This window comes from Paenibacillus shunpengii (assembly GCF_042684905.1).
Lineage (GTDB): Bacteria > Bacillota > Bacilli > Paenibacillales > Paenibacillaceae > Paenibacillus > Paenibacillus shunpengii.
On the sequence record NZ_JBHUMJ010000003.1, the window covers coordinates 234,563 to 248,510 of the forward strand.

The following is a 13,948-nucleotide window of genomic DNA, read 5'->3' on the forward strand; positions in this document are numbered from 1 at the left end:
TGTAAGCTCCATCTATAGTGCGCATGCATTTAGGTGGAAAAGGTTTAAAATAACACTTTATTTTGCTGCACCAATCCGTTATACTTCTAACATTGTTCTAACATAGGCGAGGGAGTACACCGATAAGGTAATTTGCTCCTTTGCTCATGTCGTGAAATATACAATTAACTCGTATATGTGCTGGAATGGGCCGGCATGTCTCTACCCGATCACCGGAAATGATTGGACTACGGGAGGAATATGAAGAATGCAACAAAATTTGAAGGCCTCTGCTATACTGCTGCATGTGAGCTTGAAATCTTTACTGCATCTTTATTCTAACCAGTACCTGTTCTAATCCATCCGTGTTTTCGGCGGTTGATTTGGAATGGGTTATTTGCATTTTGCCGGGTCAGGCTCAAATTTAAGAAATATCCATACAGGAGGAGAGATACCACTTGAAGCTGCTAAAGGAAAAAGTGATAAACGAAGGGATTGTGTTGTCAGATCAGGTACTGAAGGTGGATTCATTCCTGAACCATCAGATGGACCCGATTCTAATGAAGGAAGTCGGCCGCGAGTTTGTCAGACGGTTTGAGGGAGAGGATATTAATCGTGTGCTCACCATTGAATCCTCCGGGATTGCGCCTGGCATTATGACTGCACTTGAGCTGGAAGCGCCGCTGATCTTTGCCCGCAAGCAGAAGTCTTTGACCCTGCGTGATGATATTTTTGTAGAGAAGGTTTATTCCTTCACCAAGCAGGAGTCTAACGAAATTACGGTGGCTAAGAAGTTTATGAAGCCAGGAGACCGCGTACTTATTATTGATGATTTCCTTGCGAATGGGGAAGCGGCGTTTGGTCTTGCGCGGATTGTTGAGCAGGCAGGTGCTGAGGTTGTCGGTATCGGTATCGTAATTGAAAAAGCGTTCCAGCCTGGCGGTCGTCTGCTTCAAGAGAAAGGCTACCGTGTTGAATCACTGGTGCGAATTGCATCACTTGAGAATGGACAAGTTACATTTGCAGATGAAGAGGATGGAATCTAATGTCACGTGAACGTATATTTAACCGTAATCGTCACCCTTTAAAAACATTTTCGCTAGGCATTCAGCACGTCTTGGCTATGTATGCGGGAGCTGTCATCGTTCCCCTGATCGTCGGTGGACCGAGCGGTCTGAATCTGCCTCCAGATCAAATCACCTATCTGATTGCAATTGACCTACTGGCCTGTGGTCTGGCAACACTGCTGCAAGTATGGGGCGGCAAATATTTCGGTATCGGCCTTCCGGTAATGCTCGGCTGTGCCTTCCAGGCGGTTTCGCCGATGATTCTAATCGGTAATCAATATGGTGTTAGCGCCATTTATGGTGCGATTATCGCCTCTGGTCTGTTCGTCATGATCTTTGGCGGATTGTTCGGCAAGCTGATTCGTTTCTTCCCGCCGGTCGTTACAGGCTCGGTCGTCACCATTATTGGTCTCACACTTATTCCGGTTGCGTTAAACGATCTTGGCGGCGGTAATGGGGCTGCGGATTTCGGCGATCCTGTGAATCTGCTGCTGGGCTTTGGTGTACTATTATTCATTATTGTCTTGAACCGTTTAACAAAGGGATTTATCCAGTCGATTTCGATCCTGCTCGGTCTTGTTGCCGGCACATTGGTTGCAGGACTGTTCTTCGGTAAAGTAGACTTGTCTCCAATGCTTGAAGCAAGCTGGTTCCGTGCACCTGAACCGTTCCATTTTGGAACGCCTACCTTTAACCTGTCTGCTATTCTGACGATGATCCTGGTTGCGATCGTCAGTATCGCGGAATCAACAGGGGTATTTATGGCTCTGGGCAAAATTTTGAACAAAGAAATTGATTCTAAGGACTTGTCCAGAGGATACAGAGCAGAAGGGCTTGCGATTGTGGTTGGTGGGATCTTTAACTCCTTCCCGTATACAACGTACTCCCAGAACGTTGGTCTGCTCCAAATGAGCCGTGTGAAGACACGGGACGTTATCGCTGTAGCCGGTCTGCTGCTCATTCTGATCGGATTTGTTCCCAAGATTGCAGCAACGGCCCAGATGATTCCTCCTTCCGTGCTTGGCGGCGCTACCGTAGCCTTGTTTGGGATGGTCGTATCCTCCGGTATCCGGATGCTGGCCGATCAGGTAGACTTTAACCGATACGAGAATCTGCTTATTATTGCAGTGTCCGTAGGGATGGGTCTCGGCGTTACGGTTGTACCGAATCTGTTCTCACAGCTTCCTTCCGAGATCGGTATTTTGCTGAATAACGGAATTGTGGTCGGCAGCTTTACTGCGATTTTGCTGAATCTGATTTTTAACGGATTGGGTCCCAAACCGCAGAAAAAGGCTGAACTGGACACGACAACTGAATCCGTCTAATTTTTTCATAATTCTAGCCGCTGGTTATCCTGTTTGAGGGTCATCAGCGGTTTTTTTGTGTGCTATGAAGCTTGCAAGGGGCAGGCAGGCGGCAAAGTATATTTGCCAGCTGCTCTGTTCATGAGTGAGATTACAGCTTGCGCATCTGCTTCTCAGCAAGGTCGCCTACTAGAGGAAGCTTGAGCCACTTCCCTTGCAGTGTTGCTGCCAGCATAATTACCCATATCGCCACACCAAGCAGTGACAGCAGCGCAGCGAGCAGGGGGCCAAGCAAAGGGATCAAGCCGCTGAGTACATGACCGACGACAATAGCTCCGAAGGCAAACAGGGACTGAAGTGCATGAAACATAACGAAGCGGCTTCGCTTCTCGAGCGCAAGCAGCAATATGGCTCCGATAAAACCGAAGAAGTAGCACAGTGCACCTGCAATATTCTCATCCAGTCCGGTCGATGATTTGAATGGGGACATCAAGTATCCTCCTCCTTTGTCCATCTCTCTTAAGCATCATATGAGAGAGGGGCGTGGAGTTGAACAACCATCAAAATAAAAAAATATCACTCTTCCATGAAGGAACAGTGATATGTATTCTCTAACCAGAATCAGCTTCCGCCTTGAAATTGACGACGCGGGCTTGTTATTTTGCCTTTTTTATTCTCATCGTCCTCTTTGGGAACGAGGCGCTCGTCTGTTCTGCCTTCATGATGATTCTCAAACGCAAACTCCGTCAGCTCCCATTCCGTAGCTCCATGAATCGGGTCCGGCGGAAAATGCTGTCCTCTATGCAGATGTTCCGTCAGTCCGCGTTCATTGGTATATACTCCATCTACCTCAACCTTTTCCCGCGTGATCGGGAGCATGTCCTTATCCTTGCTGCTCATATCAGGAGCCTCCTTGAACTTATTTTATTTAATGAAACATGAATCTTAGGAAGTGCGGCCGCTTATATAAGCGGCTTTAAGCTCTTACTTCAGTAAGTTAGGTTATCCGTTTCGGTGCATAACTATCCGTGTTCACGGCATAATAAATGTATGTAAACGATTGGTATTCAAGACATTGACTGAATCCGAATTAAACATTGGCCGATATATTATGTATGGAGTACGGTATTCAGAATTTGATTTTGATTTTACAAAATTGATATTTCTGGAAAGCTGTACGCAAGCTTTGAATATGATACAATAGAAGTGTGATTCAAAAAGAATCGTTTCGGGTATTTATAATGTCAGGTACCTGTTTAAGTCAGGGATTCCCGGCCTGAAGCTAATTACAGCTGCACACACTTCTTCATGGTATCACTTAGATCTTTTTTTTCTACGGATTCTCTAAACGGAGCATTTACTTTTGAACGTTTTGGGAGGGAGTTATCATGGCAACAAAAGGTCATAATGAGGTCAAAGAAAGTTTACGAGAAATGACTCGGATTTTCAGGCCGAAGGATCCTAAAAAATTCGTGAAGGAGTATGTGAAAAAATACCGGATAACAGGAGGTTACGAAGAGGAGCTTACGCTCGTCGTCGAGCGTGAACTGACAAGACTGAATTCCTCAGTCTCCTGATTCTTCACTTTTGCGTCACTACTGTAATCGAGCATCTGAATATACTGTTCTTATTTGAATAGAACCGCCCGCCTGTGAATGGATGCAGGAGAGGCGGTTTTTTTTGCGCGGGAGTATGCATATACATAGAGTTAGCGCCACAACGGGAAGGGGCTGACCTGTAGATGTCTGTGATCCTGAAGACAAAAGAGGAAATCGGGTACATGCGGGAGGCAGGGAGAATACTGAAGGCTTGTCATCAAAAGATCGAATCCATGCTTACGCCAGGAATAACAACTCAAGCGATTGATAGCTTTGTTGAGGACTTCCTTGCCGAACAGGGCGCAACGCCGGAACAGAAGGGGTATAAAGGCTATCCCTATGCGATATGCGCATCAGTGAATGAAATTGTATGTCATGGCTTCCCTTCCGATACAGCATTAGTCAATGGAGATGTAGTAACCATTGATATGGTAGTCAACAAGGATGGCTGGCTGGCGGATTCCGCATGGACTTATGCGGTAGGGAAGACCGATGCCAAGACCGAGAGATTTCTGAAACGGACGGAAAAGGCAATGCATCAAGGGATTGCCGCAGCGCTGCCGGGCAAGACGGTAGGAGATATCGGTTACGCCATCGAAAAATGCGTGAAGCCTTGGCGCTACGGGATCGTCAAGCCGCTTGTCGGACATGGCATTGGCCGCATCATGCATGAGCAGCCAGACATTTTCCCTTATGGCAAGCCCGGTCAAGGCATCCGGCTTGAAGAGGGGATGGTTATCACAGTAGAGCCTGTTCTAACCATGGGGCCGACAGGTGCCGTTTACTGGGAAGAGGACGGCTGGACGATCCGTTCTGCGGATGGCAGCATCGGAGCCCAGTATGAGCATACGGTAGCCATTACAAAGGACGGCCCTCTGCTGCTAACCGTTTGAGTTGAAACAACAGCTTATTCTGTCTGGTAATTTATCCGAGATTTTCAATAAGATACTTCTGGCTTCCTAGTAACCCGCTTCTGCATAGGATCGGGTTTTCTTTTGTGGTAAATGATGGATGGAATTAGAAATGAGATGGCATTTCATATGCTGAGATGGCAAAAAAGAGAGATGCATTCTATAAATAGATTGCTAGTGTTGCCAGCAAATTATTTGCACTAAACTACATAAATCAGTAATCTGCCAAACTTGCTCGAAAGCTCCCGTATTATCCGTAATTTGGAAGAAAACAATGGAATATTGCGCTATTATTCAGTCGTGAAATCGTTAACAAACATAATAATGGCGCGGTTTCTAGGACTTTTTGAACAATTTGTGAACATGTGTCTAAAGATTGACAAAAACAGGGGGTCGACTTATATTTAATAAGTGATTGTATTAATTTACAGGATTACAACAAAGGTACTAGAGCAGGTAGAATACTCGCTTTTTGGAACCAGATGGTAATCAGCGAAATTGGGAAAAGTGGGGTAGATAGGTGATGAAAAGGTGGCGGCACGGAAAAAGAATCCTCCCATTGCTGGCAGCATTCTCATTGTTATTGTCCGCTTGCGGCCGTGAGGATTTGTCTGTATTGAGACCGCAGGGTCCCGTAGCACAAGGGCAGCTTGATCTAATGAAGCTTGCCATAACGATCATGGTCGTCGTACTCCTTGTGGTGTTTGCGATTGCGGCCTTTGTATTGATCAAGTTCCGGCGGAGGCCAGGACAGAATGAAATTCCTGAACAAGTGGAAGGTAATCACAAGCTGGAGATTATATGGACCGTCATTCCTCTCGTGCTTGTCATTATATTGGCTGTTCCAACCGTTCAGCAGCTCTCCGCTTTAGGCAAGGACTACACCAAAGACGAAAACGCCCTTCAGGTTAAAGTGACAGCTCACCAGTACTGGTGGGAATTCAGCTATCCTGATCTCGGTGTGACGACCGCACAAGACCTCATTATTCCAACCGATAAGACGATTTCATTTGTACTTGAAAGTAATGATGTAATTCACTCCTTCTGGGTACCGTCCCTGGCAGGTAAGATTGACACGAACTTTGACGGAACCTTGAATAAATTCCACTTCTCTGCACCGAATGAAGGCGTTTACCGCGGGAAGTGCGCCGAGCTGTGCGGACCATCCCATGCATATATGGAATTCAAGGTTAAGGCTGTCAGCCAAGAGGAGTTTGATAATTGGGTGACTGCGATGCAGGCGCCGGCTGTTCTGCCTGAAGATGAGCAGCTTGCCGAGAAATTCAAGTCTGCTTGTCTGAGCTGCCATGCTGTGGGCGATCAAGGCGGTCCGCTAGGTCCGAATCTTACAGGAATCGGCGGCAGGGAATCCATTGCGAGCATGCTTCTGAATGAACGTGAAGGTCAGGAGGGTGCACCTGTAGAGGAGAACCTCAAAGAATGGCTTCATGATCCGCAGGCTATCAAACCGGGCAATGAGATGCCGTCTCCGGCGGAGCTTGGACTGACCACTGAAGAGGTCGATGCAATAGCCGAGTATTTGGCCGATTACAAGCTGGATTATGAAACGAACAGTGCGGATTGAGAAGGAGGTACTTGAACTTGGCTCACGCTCATACGGTTAAACGGTATACGGGAATTATGGATTGGCTGACGACCGTTGACCACAAAAAAATCGCGATTCTTTACTTGGCGGCAGGAGGCTTGTTCTTCGGGATCGGTGGGATTGAAGCCATTCTGATTCGTCTTCAATTAATTATTCCTTACAATGGTATGATGACTACCCAGACATTTAATGAAATGATTACAATGCATGGAACGACAATGATCTTCCTCGGCGTTATGCCGATCATATTCGCACTGATGAATGCGGTGCTTCCACTGCAGATTGGGGCAAGGGACGTTGCGTTTCCTTTTCTGAACTCGCTCGGCTTCTGGACCTTTCTGTTCGGAGGATTGCTGCTTAATCTGAGCTGGTTGATGGGTGGTGCTCCGGACGCAGGTTGGACATCCTATGTCCCGCTCTCAAGCACGGAGTACAGCAGCACACACGGTGTCGATTTCTACACCATCGGTCTCCAGATTGCAGGTCTTGGTACGCTGATCGGGGGCATCAACTTCCTTGCTACGATTATTACGATGCGTGCACCCGGGATGTCTTTTATGAGAATGCCGATGTTTGCCTGGACGACATTTATAACATCCGCCATTATTCTGTTTGCTTTCCCAGCCATTACGGTGGGTCTTGTTCTACTAACCTTTGACCGAATTCTCGGAGCTAACTTCTTCGATGTTGCAGGTGGAGGTAACCCGGTATTATGGCAGCATATTTTCTGGATCTTCGGTCACCCTGAAGTATATATCCTGATTCTGCCGGCATTCGGAATCATTTCCGAAGTCATCCCGACCTTCTCCAGAAAGAGATTGTTCGGTTACAGCTCCATGGTATTTGCAACGATTCTGATTGCGTTCCTTGGCTTCATGGTTTGGGCGCATCACATGTTCACGACAGGAATGGGGACGGTAGCGAATGCCCTGTTCTCGATCTCTACAATGCTGATTGCGGTACCTACGGGGATCAAGATCTTTAACTGGCTGTTTACAATGTGGGGCGGACAAATCCGGTTCACGTCTGCAAATCTGTACGCGATCGGCTTTGTTCCTACCTTTGTCATGGGCGGGGTAACCGGCGTCATGCTCGCCTCTGCACCGGCAGACTTTCAGTTCCATGATACATATTTTGTCGTCGCGCACTTTCACTACGTCATTGTGGGTGGTCTTGTCCTCGGACTGTTCTCCGGTCTGCACTACTGGTGGCCGAAGATGTTCGGTCGTGTACTCGCAGAGGGACTGGGCAAGATTACGTTCTGGATCTTCATTATCGGCTTCCATCTTACGTTCTTCGTTCAGCACTTCCTCGGTCTGATGGGGATGCAGCGCCGGGTTGCAACCTATGCACCGAATCAAGGCTTTGACATGCTGAACCTGATCAGTACGGTTGGTGCACTCATGATGGGTGTAGGCGTCATTTTATTCCTGGTAAATATCGTTAAGACTTCATTGAAGCCTGCTGATGCTGGCAACGATCCTTGGGAGGATGGACGTACACTGGAATGGACGATTCCTTCTCCGCCGCCAGAATATAACTTTAAACAGACTCCGCTTGTACGCGGAATTGATGCTTACTGGAAAGAGAAGATGGCTGGCCATTCAGAGATGACTCCGGCTGAGCCGGTCGGACCGATTCATATGCCTTCGGCGACCATATTACCGTTTCTAATGTCCGTAGGGATATTCATCGCGGGTCTCGGTCTGATGTTTACGAATGATGACTTCGGCAATGCATTTATGAATTTTATGTTCAATAACTATATAGTTGTCATTATTGGTCTGGGGATTACCTTCGGATGTATGATCGTTCGTTCCCTTTATGACGACCATGGATGGCATATCGAGCCTGAGGAACTGGAAGATAAGGGGGCAAAAGCATGACAAACCCACACGCAGAAGCTGTAAATGGTCAGCTGCCTCATGAACCGGAAAAAGCAACGCTAGAGGGCCGCAACAAGATTCTTGGCTTCTGGCTGTTCATGGGTGGAGAAGCGGTTCTGTTCGGTACGCTATTCGCGACCTTCCTTGCGCTTCGCAACCAGACACTGGATGGACCAACAGCAAATGATCTGTTTCATCTTCCCTTGGTTGCAGCGGCAACCTTCACTCTGCTGGTAAGCAGCTTGACGAGCGTATTTGCGATTCAGGCGATGCATAAGCATAACGTCAAAGCGCTCATTAGCTGGCTCGGCGTTACTATTTTGCTAGGACTCGTCTTTCTCGGTATCGAAATTTATGAGTTCTACGAATATGTTGTTCATAAAGAATTTGGTATGACAACGAGCGCATTCAGTTCGGCGTTCTACACGCTGGTCGGCTTTCACGGGGCGCACGTTGCCTTCGGTCTAGGCTGGATCGGACTTCTCATTGGACAGCTGTACAAAAAAGGATTAACGGTCGTAACCGCACCGAAGATTTATGTGTCGGCGATCTACTGGCACTTTATCGATGTGGTCTGGGTCTTCATCTTTACGGTCGTATATCTGCTTGGGAAGGTGGTTTAATCCATGGCGGGTAATGGTCAATCTAGCTCGGGCGCGGAAGGTGTTAAGCATCGCCATCGTCCGGAGGGACCGGAGAAGCATATTGTTGCCTTTATATTCTCGATCGCGCTTACGCTAATTGCATTTGCTGCAGTGGCCGCCGGCGGTGTGAATAATACGTTTACGATTATTATTTTGCTGGTCATGGCTGTGCTTCAGGTCATTATTCAGATGGCATATTGGATGCATATGAAGGACAAAGGGCATCTGATCCCGCTCATCTTTATGGCATTCGGATTCTTCGTGGCCTTTACGGCCATTATTACCGCCTTATTGTGGATGTGGTGGTAAGTAAGGCAAGAAGGCGGCGAATCTTTCGCCGCCTTTTCGAATTTTCATAAAGACAATCATTACCATTCATCTACGTGGAGCAGGGCAGGAGGAGGAGAAGCATGCTCGGTCTACAATATTTCAGCTTTAATGATCTGTGGAGCCCGCTGTTTTTGGCTTTTATGATGATGATGACTGCACTGTATTTTGTTGTGATTGGTCCGATTGCCGAGAAGGCAAGAGGAAGTGAGAAGGCAACGACACGGCAAAAAGGGATGTTTCTATGCGGGATGTTCATTTTGTATATGGCACAGGGCGGGCCGATCAGCTTGTTTGGCCACACGATGTTTACCTTCCATATGCTCAGCATGGCTTTATCCTATATTGCGGCTCCACCTCTCATTATGAGAGGGATCCCGGCATGGGTCTGGCGCAAAGTGCTGGATTATCGTCCTGTTCGGTGGTTCTCGTTTCTAGGCCATCCGATCGTTGCGGCACTGCTGTTTAATGGACTGTTCTCCTTCTATCACATTCCGGTGATTCATGATTATGTCATGCTTCATTTCACCGTGCACCGGCTGTATTATATCGTCTTATTCATTACTGCCATGCTGATGTGGGGATCACTTGTCCATCCGATACCGGAGCGGGACAGGGGGTCAGGATTACACAAGATCGGCTATATCTTTCTCAACATGGTGCTGCTTACGCCTGCTTGCGGTCTGATCATCTTCGCCTCAGAGTCCATCTATGAGACCTACAGCAATCCCAATGCCTGGGTGGCAGCCATGGGATACTGCGTATCACCTGAGACACAGCTTCGGCTGCAGGGTATCGGCGGCCCTTCGTTCTTCAATTTTCTGTCAACCGCACAGCAGGATCAGCAGGTCGGCGGCATTGTGATGAAGATGATTCAGGAGCTGATATTTGGTGTGATGCTGGCATACGTGTTCTTTCAGTGGTATCGGAAGGAAAGTCAGGAGGATGACGAGAATATTCCCTTACAAGTACCAGGTAGAACTGAAGCATAAAGGTCTATAGGGAAGATTGATTCACTAAAGCATTCAAGGAACGACTACAAGCAGGTGAAGACTCGAGGGGGAAAAGACATGGACTTGGATTTCTTACTGCCAACGCTAAGCACGGCCTTTATAGTGATCAGCGCAGTGCTGGTAGGGATTGGCTGGTATCTCATCGTAAAGGGTAAACGAGAGGCGCATAAGAAGATGATGATTGCCGGAGCTTGGGCAGCGATCCTGTTTTTTATCATCTACTCATCCCGTACCTTTATTGTTGGTAATACCTCCTGGGGTGGGCCTGATGATTTGAAACTGTTCTACCAAGTGTTTTTAATTTTTCATATCATTTTGGCAACCGTGGCTGCCGTATTCGGGATTACAACCCTGGTCTGGGGCTTCAAGGAGAAATATGCGAAGCATCGCAAGCTGGGGAGAGTGACCTCGATGGTATGGTTTTTTACAGCCATTACGGGGGTTGTCGTCTATACGCTTCTCTACGTGATGTATCCGGGCGGTCATACCAAGCCTGTGTGGGAAGTCATTATAGGTACTTAATACGATTCACAAGGTTAAATATTCATAGCTTATAGCATTTATCAGGTTAAACTTTTTGAGAAGATTTAAACTTGTAATATAAAGGCCTGCCAACCACATGAACACGTGGTTGGCAGGCCTTTTCTATAAGCAAAGACAATAGCTTAAAATCAGATAAGGTCCTGTTCCATCAGGCTGTGGGCGATTTGCAGTGAATTCCACGCAGCGCCTTTGAGCAGGTTATCAGAAACGATCCACAGATGGAATGCATTAGGAATATCCGGGTCCTTGCGGATTCGGCCGACGAATACATCAGGGCTGCCTGCTGCAGTTAGCGGCGTGGGGTATAGCTGCTCTGAGGGGTTATCCTGTACGACAACACCAGGTGATTGGGACAGCAGCTCACGAATTTCACTCACGGACGCAGGAGCTGCCAACTCAATGTATACAGATTCGGAATGGCCAGTGACGACAGGAACGCGAACACAGGTTGCAGCCATTTTCAAGAAGGGCAGCTCCATGATTTTTTTCGTTTCATCCATCATCTTCTGCTCTTCGAAGCTATAGTCATTCTCTGTAAATACATCGACCTGGGGCAGGACGTTGAATGCTATCGGATAATGCTTTTTATCTTTTTTGGCAGGCAGCAGGTTAGCTTGAGCGGGTTCTCCTTGAAGAGAGGATTGCGCTTGGGACAGCAGCTCCGTTATGGCCCCGACACCTGAACCCGATACGGCCTGATAGGTGGAGACGATAATACGTTCGAGACCGTAAGTGTGGTGTATAGGTGTAAGAGCAGTGACCATTTGCAGGGCAGAGCAGTTCGGTACGGATACGATGCCTTGGTGGGTCTGCAGCACATGTGGATTGACCTCGGGAACCACTAACGGCACTTCCTTATGCATACGGAATTCACTTGTATTATCTATAACGATCGCCCCGCTTCTCACCGCAATAGGCACGAATTGCCTTGACACTTCGCCACCTGCGCTGAAAAAGGCGATATCTACATCTTCAAAGCTGGACGCTGTCAGCTCTTCACACGGGATTTGTTCATCTCGAAACGAGATGAGTGTGCCTGCAGATCTCCGAGAGGAGAGCAGCTTCAATTGACCGATTGCAAAATGTGTGTCTTGTTCAAGCAGTTCCTTAATTTTAGTTCCGACAGCTCCGGTAGCGCCGACGATTGCCACATGGTACTCTGTTTTTTTCATGGATTAATGGTCCTCCTCACATCTTGAATTCATTCATTGTAATACAGCAGGTGGTATAATGATCATCAGAAGATCCGATAAGGTTGTTCGCAAAGGATGATATAAAGGAGCACCGCCATGGATATCAAGCATGTCAAAACATTTTGTGCTGTAGTGAAGCACGGAGGCTTCTCCAAAGCGGCAGAAGCACTTAGCTATGCGCAATCCACCGTTACGATGCATATTCAGTCCCTGGAGCAGGATTTGAGCTTGCGTCTGTTTGACCGTCTTGGCAAGAAGACGATCCTGACCGAGCCGGGGGAACGATTTCATCAATATGCCATAGAGCTGCTTGCCATCTATGAGAAGGCGAAGGAAATATCCAGAGAGAAGCACGAAGTGACCGGAAGCCTTAGCATTACAGCGAATGAATCGGTTGCTGTATATCTACTGCCTGGGATACTCAAGAAGTTCAGGGAACAGTATCCGAAGGTGAATATTACCATTGAAGCTTCATCTGGTGTTAATGAGCTGCAAAGGCTGAGAGAAGGCGAGACAGACATTGTTTTTCGAATTGGAGAGCAGCTGGAATATGATGAAATGGTGACCATATTGCTTCGTCAGGAGGAATTTGGCTGGATTCTCCCTGAGGGTCACGCAGACCAAAGTTATTATCAATTGCTGCAGCAATATCCCTTTATATATACAGAGCCAGAGTGCAGCTACCGCAAGCTGGTCCATAGGGTGCTCATGCAAAATGGAGCTGCTCCTGAACGCACATTGGAGAGCTCGAGCATCGAGGTGATTAAACAATCGGTTATGGCTCAATTAGGCATAGCTATACTGCCGCATATGGTTGTGAAGGAAGCTGAAGCAAAGGGGCAGCTTATCTATCGGGAGATCCAAATGCCGACAAAGATATACAGCCAGGCTTATTATCATGGAAGCAGGTGGCAGTCACCTGTTCAAAGTGCATTTGTTGATGTGCTGCGGAGGGAGTTTGCTGTGCCTGTGAGAGAGGTATGAATATGATGCCATACACAAAATGTAAAGAATGTGACGCAGAAGGCGGTCACATTCTTTTTTTACAAAAAGAGATTGACTTGGTATGAGTTTAGTTTGTATAGTGTGTATAAAGATATATACAGTAATCACACCTGGAATGGTGAGGGGGATATACAGCATGAGTTCGAAAGTAAGGAAGCAAGCTTGGTGGATGACGAGGCAGGAATTGGGGCGAGATTGGCTTCAATGGATCTGGACTCTGTTGTTCACAGCGTATGCGGCAATTATGTGCGGCGCCTCCATGCATGAAGCACTGAAGGATAAAGGCTATACGTTAATGGGGGATAACTTTTTTCTTATATTTGTTCCATTCTTAGGCTTTTTCTTCTCAAGAAGGTCCTTTCGTTATTTACAGGAAGATTCATATACACAAATGCTTGCTTATATGAGACGGATTCCTGTTCCTGTGGATGCCCTTCTCTTGAATCGTATCATTCAAATGCTGATCACTTTTGTAATTAACGGGATTGCATTCTTCAGCTTGATCTATGTAGCAGCTCTTCGAGGAGAGCAATTTGGACTATCGGGGGTCCTGGCGTTCACAATCATGTGGATTGGGTATGGGCTGTTCATTAACTCGATCTACTTCTACTGGGAATTTAATTGCAGCGGCAAGCGATATTTTGTTCAAACCATGGCTCTGATGCTATTCACTCTGCTCGTATCATTGCTAGCTGCGATGTTCGACCAGAATTTGATTAAAATTACACTTCAGCAAAGTGCTGATTATGGTTTATTATCGCCGATAATGTGGGGGATGCTGCTTATCGCTGCAGCCAGTCTTACGATCAGCTTCAAGTTGACTCGCAGACAATTGTTAATAAGGGATTTGAGTTAAGAGAGCAGGACGGAGA

At 47.1% G+C, this 13,948-nt stretch carries 15 protein-coding genes and 1 riboswitch; of the genes, 12 read left to right on the top strand and 3 right to left on the bottom strand.

From position 1 onward, the window contains the following. Window positions 1-149 precede the first annotated feature (149 nt). Window positions 150-250, top strand: a riboswitch (purine riboswitch). Between the two features lie 187 nt (window positions 251-437). Both ACFSVM_RS15410 and ACFSVM_RS15415 read left to right on the top strand, forming a co-directional pair. Continuing rightward, window positions 438-1,025: a xanthine phosphoribosyltransferase gene (locus ACFSVM_RS15410; RefSeq protein WP_047911485.1), complete on the top strand. Its 588-nt coding sequence runs from the start codon at window positions 438-440 to the stop codon at window positions 1,023-1,025. After that, window positions 1,025-2,371 carry a nucleobase:cation symporter-2 family protein gene (locus ACFSVM_RS15415; protein ID WP_076314776.1) on the top strand — a complete coding sequence of 449 codons (1,347 nt, stop codon included), beginning with the start codon at window positions 1,025-1,027 and terminating at the stop codon, window positions 2,369-2,371. The genes ACFSVM_RS15410 and ACFSVM_RS15415 overlap by 1 nt, the downstream gene beginning before the upstream one ends. Window positions 2,372-2,501: 130 nt before the next feature. Here the strand turns inward: ACFSVM_RS15415 and ACFSVM_RS15420 are convergent, their stop codons facing one another. Further along, window positions 2,502-2,840 (bottom strand): DUF4870 domain-containing protein, encoded by a 339-nt coding sequence (locus tag ACFSVM_RS15420; RefSeq protein ID WP_076314775.1) that lies wholly within the window; start codon window positions 2,838-2,840, stop codon window positions 2,502-2,504. Window positions 2,841-2,971: 131 nt separating this feature from the next. Further along, complete coding sequence (locus ACFSVM_RS15425; protein ID WP_047911488.1) at window positions 2,972-3,250, bottom strand: hypothetical protein; 279 nt, start codon at window positions 3,248-3,250, stop codon at window positions 2,972-2,974. Window positions 3,251-3,738: 488 nt separating this feature from the next. Here ACFSVM_RS15425 and ACFSVM_RS15430 point away from each other — a divergent pair, with 488 nt between their 5' ends. From ACFSVM_RS15430 to ACFSVM_RS15465, 8 genes are all read left to right on the top strand, one after another. Beyond that, window positions 3,739-3,927: a hypothetical protein gene (locus ACFSVM_RS15430; RefSeq protein WP_047911489.1), complete on the top strand. Its 189-nt coding sequence runs from the start codon at window positions 3,739-3,741 to the stop codon at window positions 3,925-3,927. Window positions 3,928-4,091: 164 nt separating this feature from the next. Continuing rightward, window positions 4,092-4,841, top strand: coding sequence for a type I methionyl aminopeptidase (gene map, locus ACFSVM_RS15435; protein WP_076314774.1), 750 nt, complete (start codon window positions 4,092-4,094; stop codon window positions 4,839-4,841). Window positions 4,842-5,379: 538 nt separating this feature from the next. Next, window positions 5,380-6,444, top strand: coding sequence for a cytochrome c oxidase subunit II (coxB, locus tag ACFSVM_RS15440; RefSeq protein ID WP_076314773.1), 1,065 nt, complete (start codon window positions 5,380-5,382; stop codon window positions 6,442-6,444). 56 nt (window positions 6,445-6,500) lie between these two features. Further along, entirely contained in the window at window positions 6,501-8,351 is a 1,851-nt protein-coding gene (ctaD, locus tag ACFSVM_RS15445) for a cytochrome c oxidase subunit I (RefSeq protein ID WP_379263423.1), read from the top strand. After that, window positions 8,348-8,974, top strand: a complete 627-nt coding sequence (locus tag ACFSVM_RS15450) for a cytochrome (ubi)quinol oxidase subunit III (protein ID WP_047911493.1) — start codon at window positions 8,348-8,350, stop codon at window positions 8,972-8,974. Before ctaD ends, ACFSVM_RS15450 begins: the two co-directional genes overlap by 4 nt. Window positions 8,975-8,977: 3 nt before the next feature. After that, window positions 8,978-9,304, top strand: coding sequence for a cytochrome C oxidase subunit IV family protein (locus tag ACFSVM_RS15455; RefSeq protein WP_047911494.1), 327 nt, complete (start codon window positions 8,978-8,980; stop codon window positions 9,302-9,304). Between the two features lie 101 nt (window positions 9,305-9,405). Then, on the top strand, window positions 9,406-10,314 hold the full coding sequence (gene ctaG / locus ACFSVM_RS15460) for a cytochrome c oxidase assembly factor CtaG (protein ID WP_379263217.1): 909 nt from the start codon (window positions 9,406-9,408) through the stop codon (window positions 10,312-10,314). Between the two features lie 78 nt (window positions 10,315-10,392). After that, window positions 10,393-10,857, top strand: coding sequence for a DUF420 domain-containing protein (locus ACFSVM_RS15465; RefSeq protein ID WP_090725690.1), 465 nt, complete (start codon window positions 10,393-10,395; stop codon window positions 10,855-10,857). 149 nt (window positions 10,858-11,006) lie between these two features. Here the strand turns inward: ACFSVM_RS15465 and ACFSVM_RS15470 are convergent, their stop codons facing one another. After that, window positions 11,007-12,050, bottom strand: a complete 1,044-nt coding sequence (locus tag ACFSVM_RS15470; RefSeq protein ID WP_090725689.1) for an aspartate-semialdehyde dehydrogenase — start codon at window positions 12,048-12,050, stop codon at window positions 11,007-11,009. A gap of 117 nt (window positions 12,051-12,167) precedes the next feature. On the opposite strand from ACFSVM_RS15470, the gene ACFSVM_RS15475 reads away from it, so the two are divergent. Together ACFSVM_RS15475 and ACFSVM_RS15480 are read left to right on the top strand one after the other, a co-directional pair. Further along, the gene (locus ACFSVM_RS15475; protein ID WP_090725687.1) at window positions 12,168-13,055 is read left to right on the top strand and encodes a LysR family transcriptional regulator; all 888 of its coding nucleotides are present in this window, start codon (window positions 12,168-12,170) and stop codon (window positions 13,053-13,055) included. 157 nt (window positions 13,056-13,212) lie between these two features. Beyond that, window positions 13,213-13,932 (top strand): ABC-2 transporter permease, encoded by a 720-nt coding sequence (locus tag ACFSVM_RS15480; RefSeq protein WP_076314767.1) that lies wholly within the window; start codon window positions 13,213-13,215, stop codon window positions 13,930-13,932. Window positions 13,933-13,948: the final 16 nt, after the last annotated feature.

Coding starts and splice junctions, on each gene's coding strand:
- ACFSVM_RS15415 (WP_076314776.1), top strand. CDS start 1,025: ATGTCACGTGAACGTATATTTAACCGTAATCGTCACCCTTTAAAAACA.
- ACFSVM_RS15420 (WP_076314775.1), bottom strand. CDS start 2,840: ATGTCCCCATTCAAATCATCGACCGGACTGGATGAGAATATTGCAGGT.
- ACFSVM_RS15425 (WP_047911488.1), bottom strand. CDS start 3,250: ATGAGCAGCAAGGATAAGGACATGCTCCCGATCACGCGGGAAAAGGTT.
- ACFSVM_RS15430 (WP_047911489.1), top strand. CDS start 3,739: ATGGCAACAAAAGGTCATAATGAGGTCAAAGAAAGTTTACGAGAAATG.
- map (WP_076314774.1), top strand. CDS start 4,092: ATGTCTGTGATCCTGAAGACAAAAGAGGAAATCGGGTACATGCGGGAG.
- ctaD (WP_379263423.1), top strand. CDS start 6,501: ATGGATTGGCTGACGACCGTTGACCACAAAAAAATCGCGATTCTTTAC.
- ACFSVM_RS15450 (WP_047911493.1), top strand. CDS start 8,348: ATGACAAACCCACACGCAGAAGCTGTAAATGGTCAGCTGCCTCATGAA.
- ACFSVM_RS15455 (WP_047911494.1), top strand. CDS start 8,978: ATGGCGGGTAATGGTCAATCTAGCTCGGGCGCGGAAGGTGTTAAGCAT.
- ctaG (WP_379263217.1), top strand. CDS start 9,406: ATGCTCGGTCTACAATATTTCAGCTTTAATGATCTGTGGAGCCCGCTG.
- ACFSVM_RS15465 (WP_090725690.1), top strand. CDS start 10,393: ATGGACTTGGATTTCTTACTGCCAACGCTAAGCACGGCCTTTATAGTG.
- ACFSVM_RS15470 (WP_090725689.1), bottom strand. CDS start 12,050: ATGAAAAAAACAGAGTACCATGTGGCAATCGTCGGCGCTACCGGAGCT.
- ACFSVM_RS15475 (WP_090725687.1), top strand. CDS start 12,168: ATGGATATCAAGCATGTCAAAACATTTTGTGCTGTAGTGAAGCACGGA.
- ACFSVM_RS15480 (WP_076314767.1), top strand. CDS start 13,213: ATGAGTTCGAAAGTAAGGAAGCAAGCTTGGTGGATGACGAGGCAGGAA.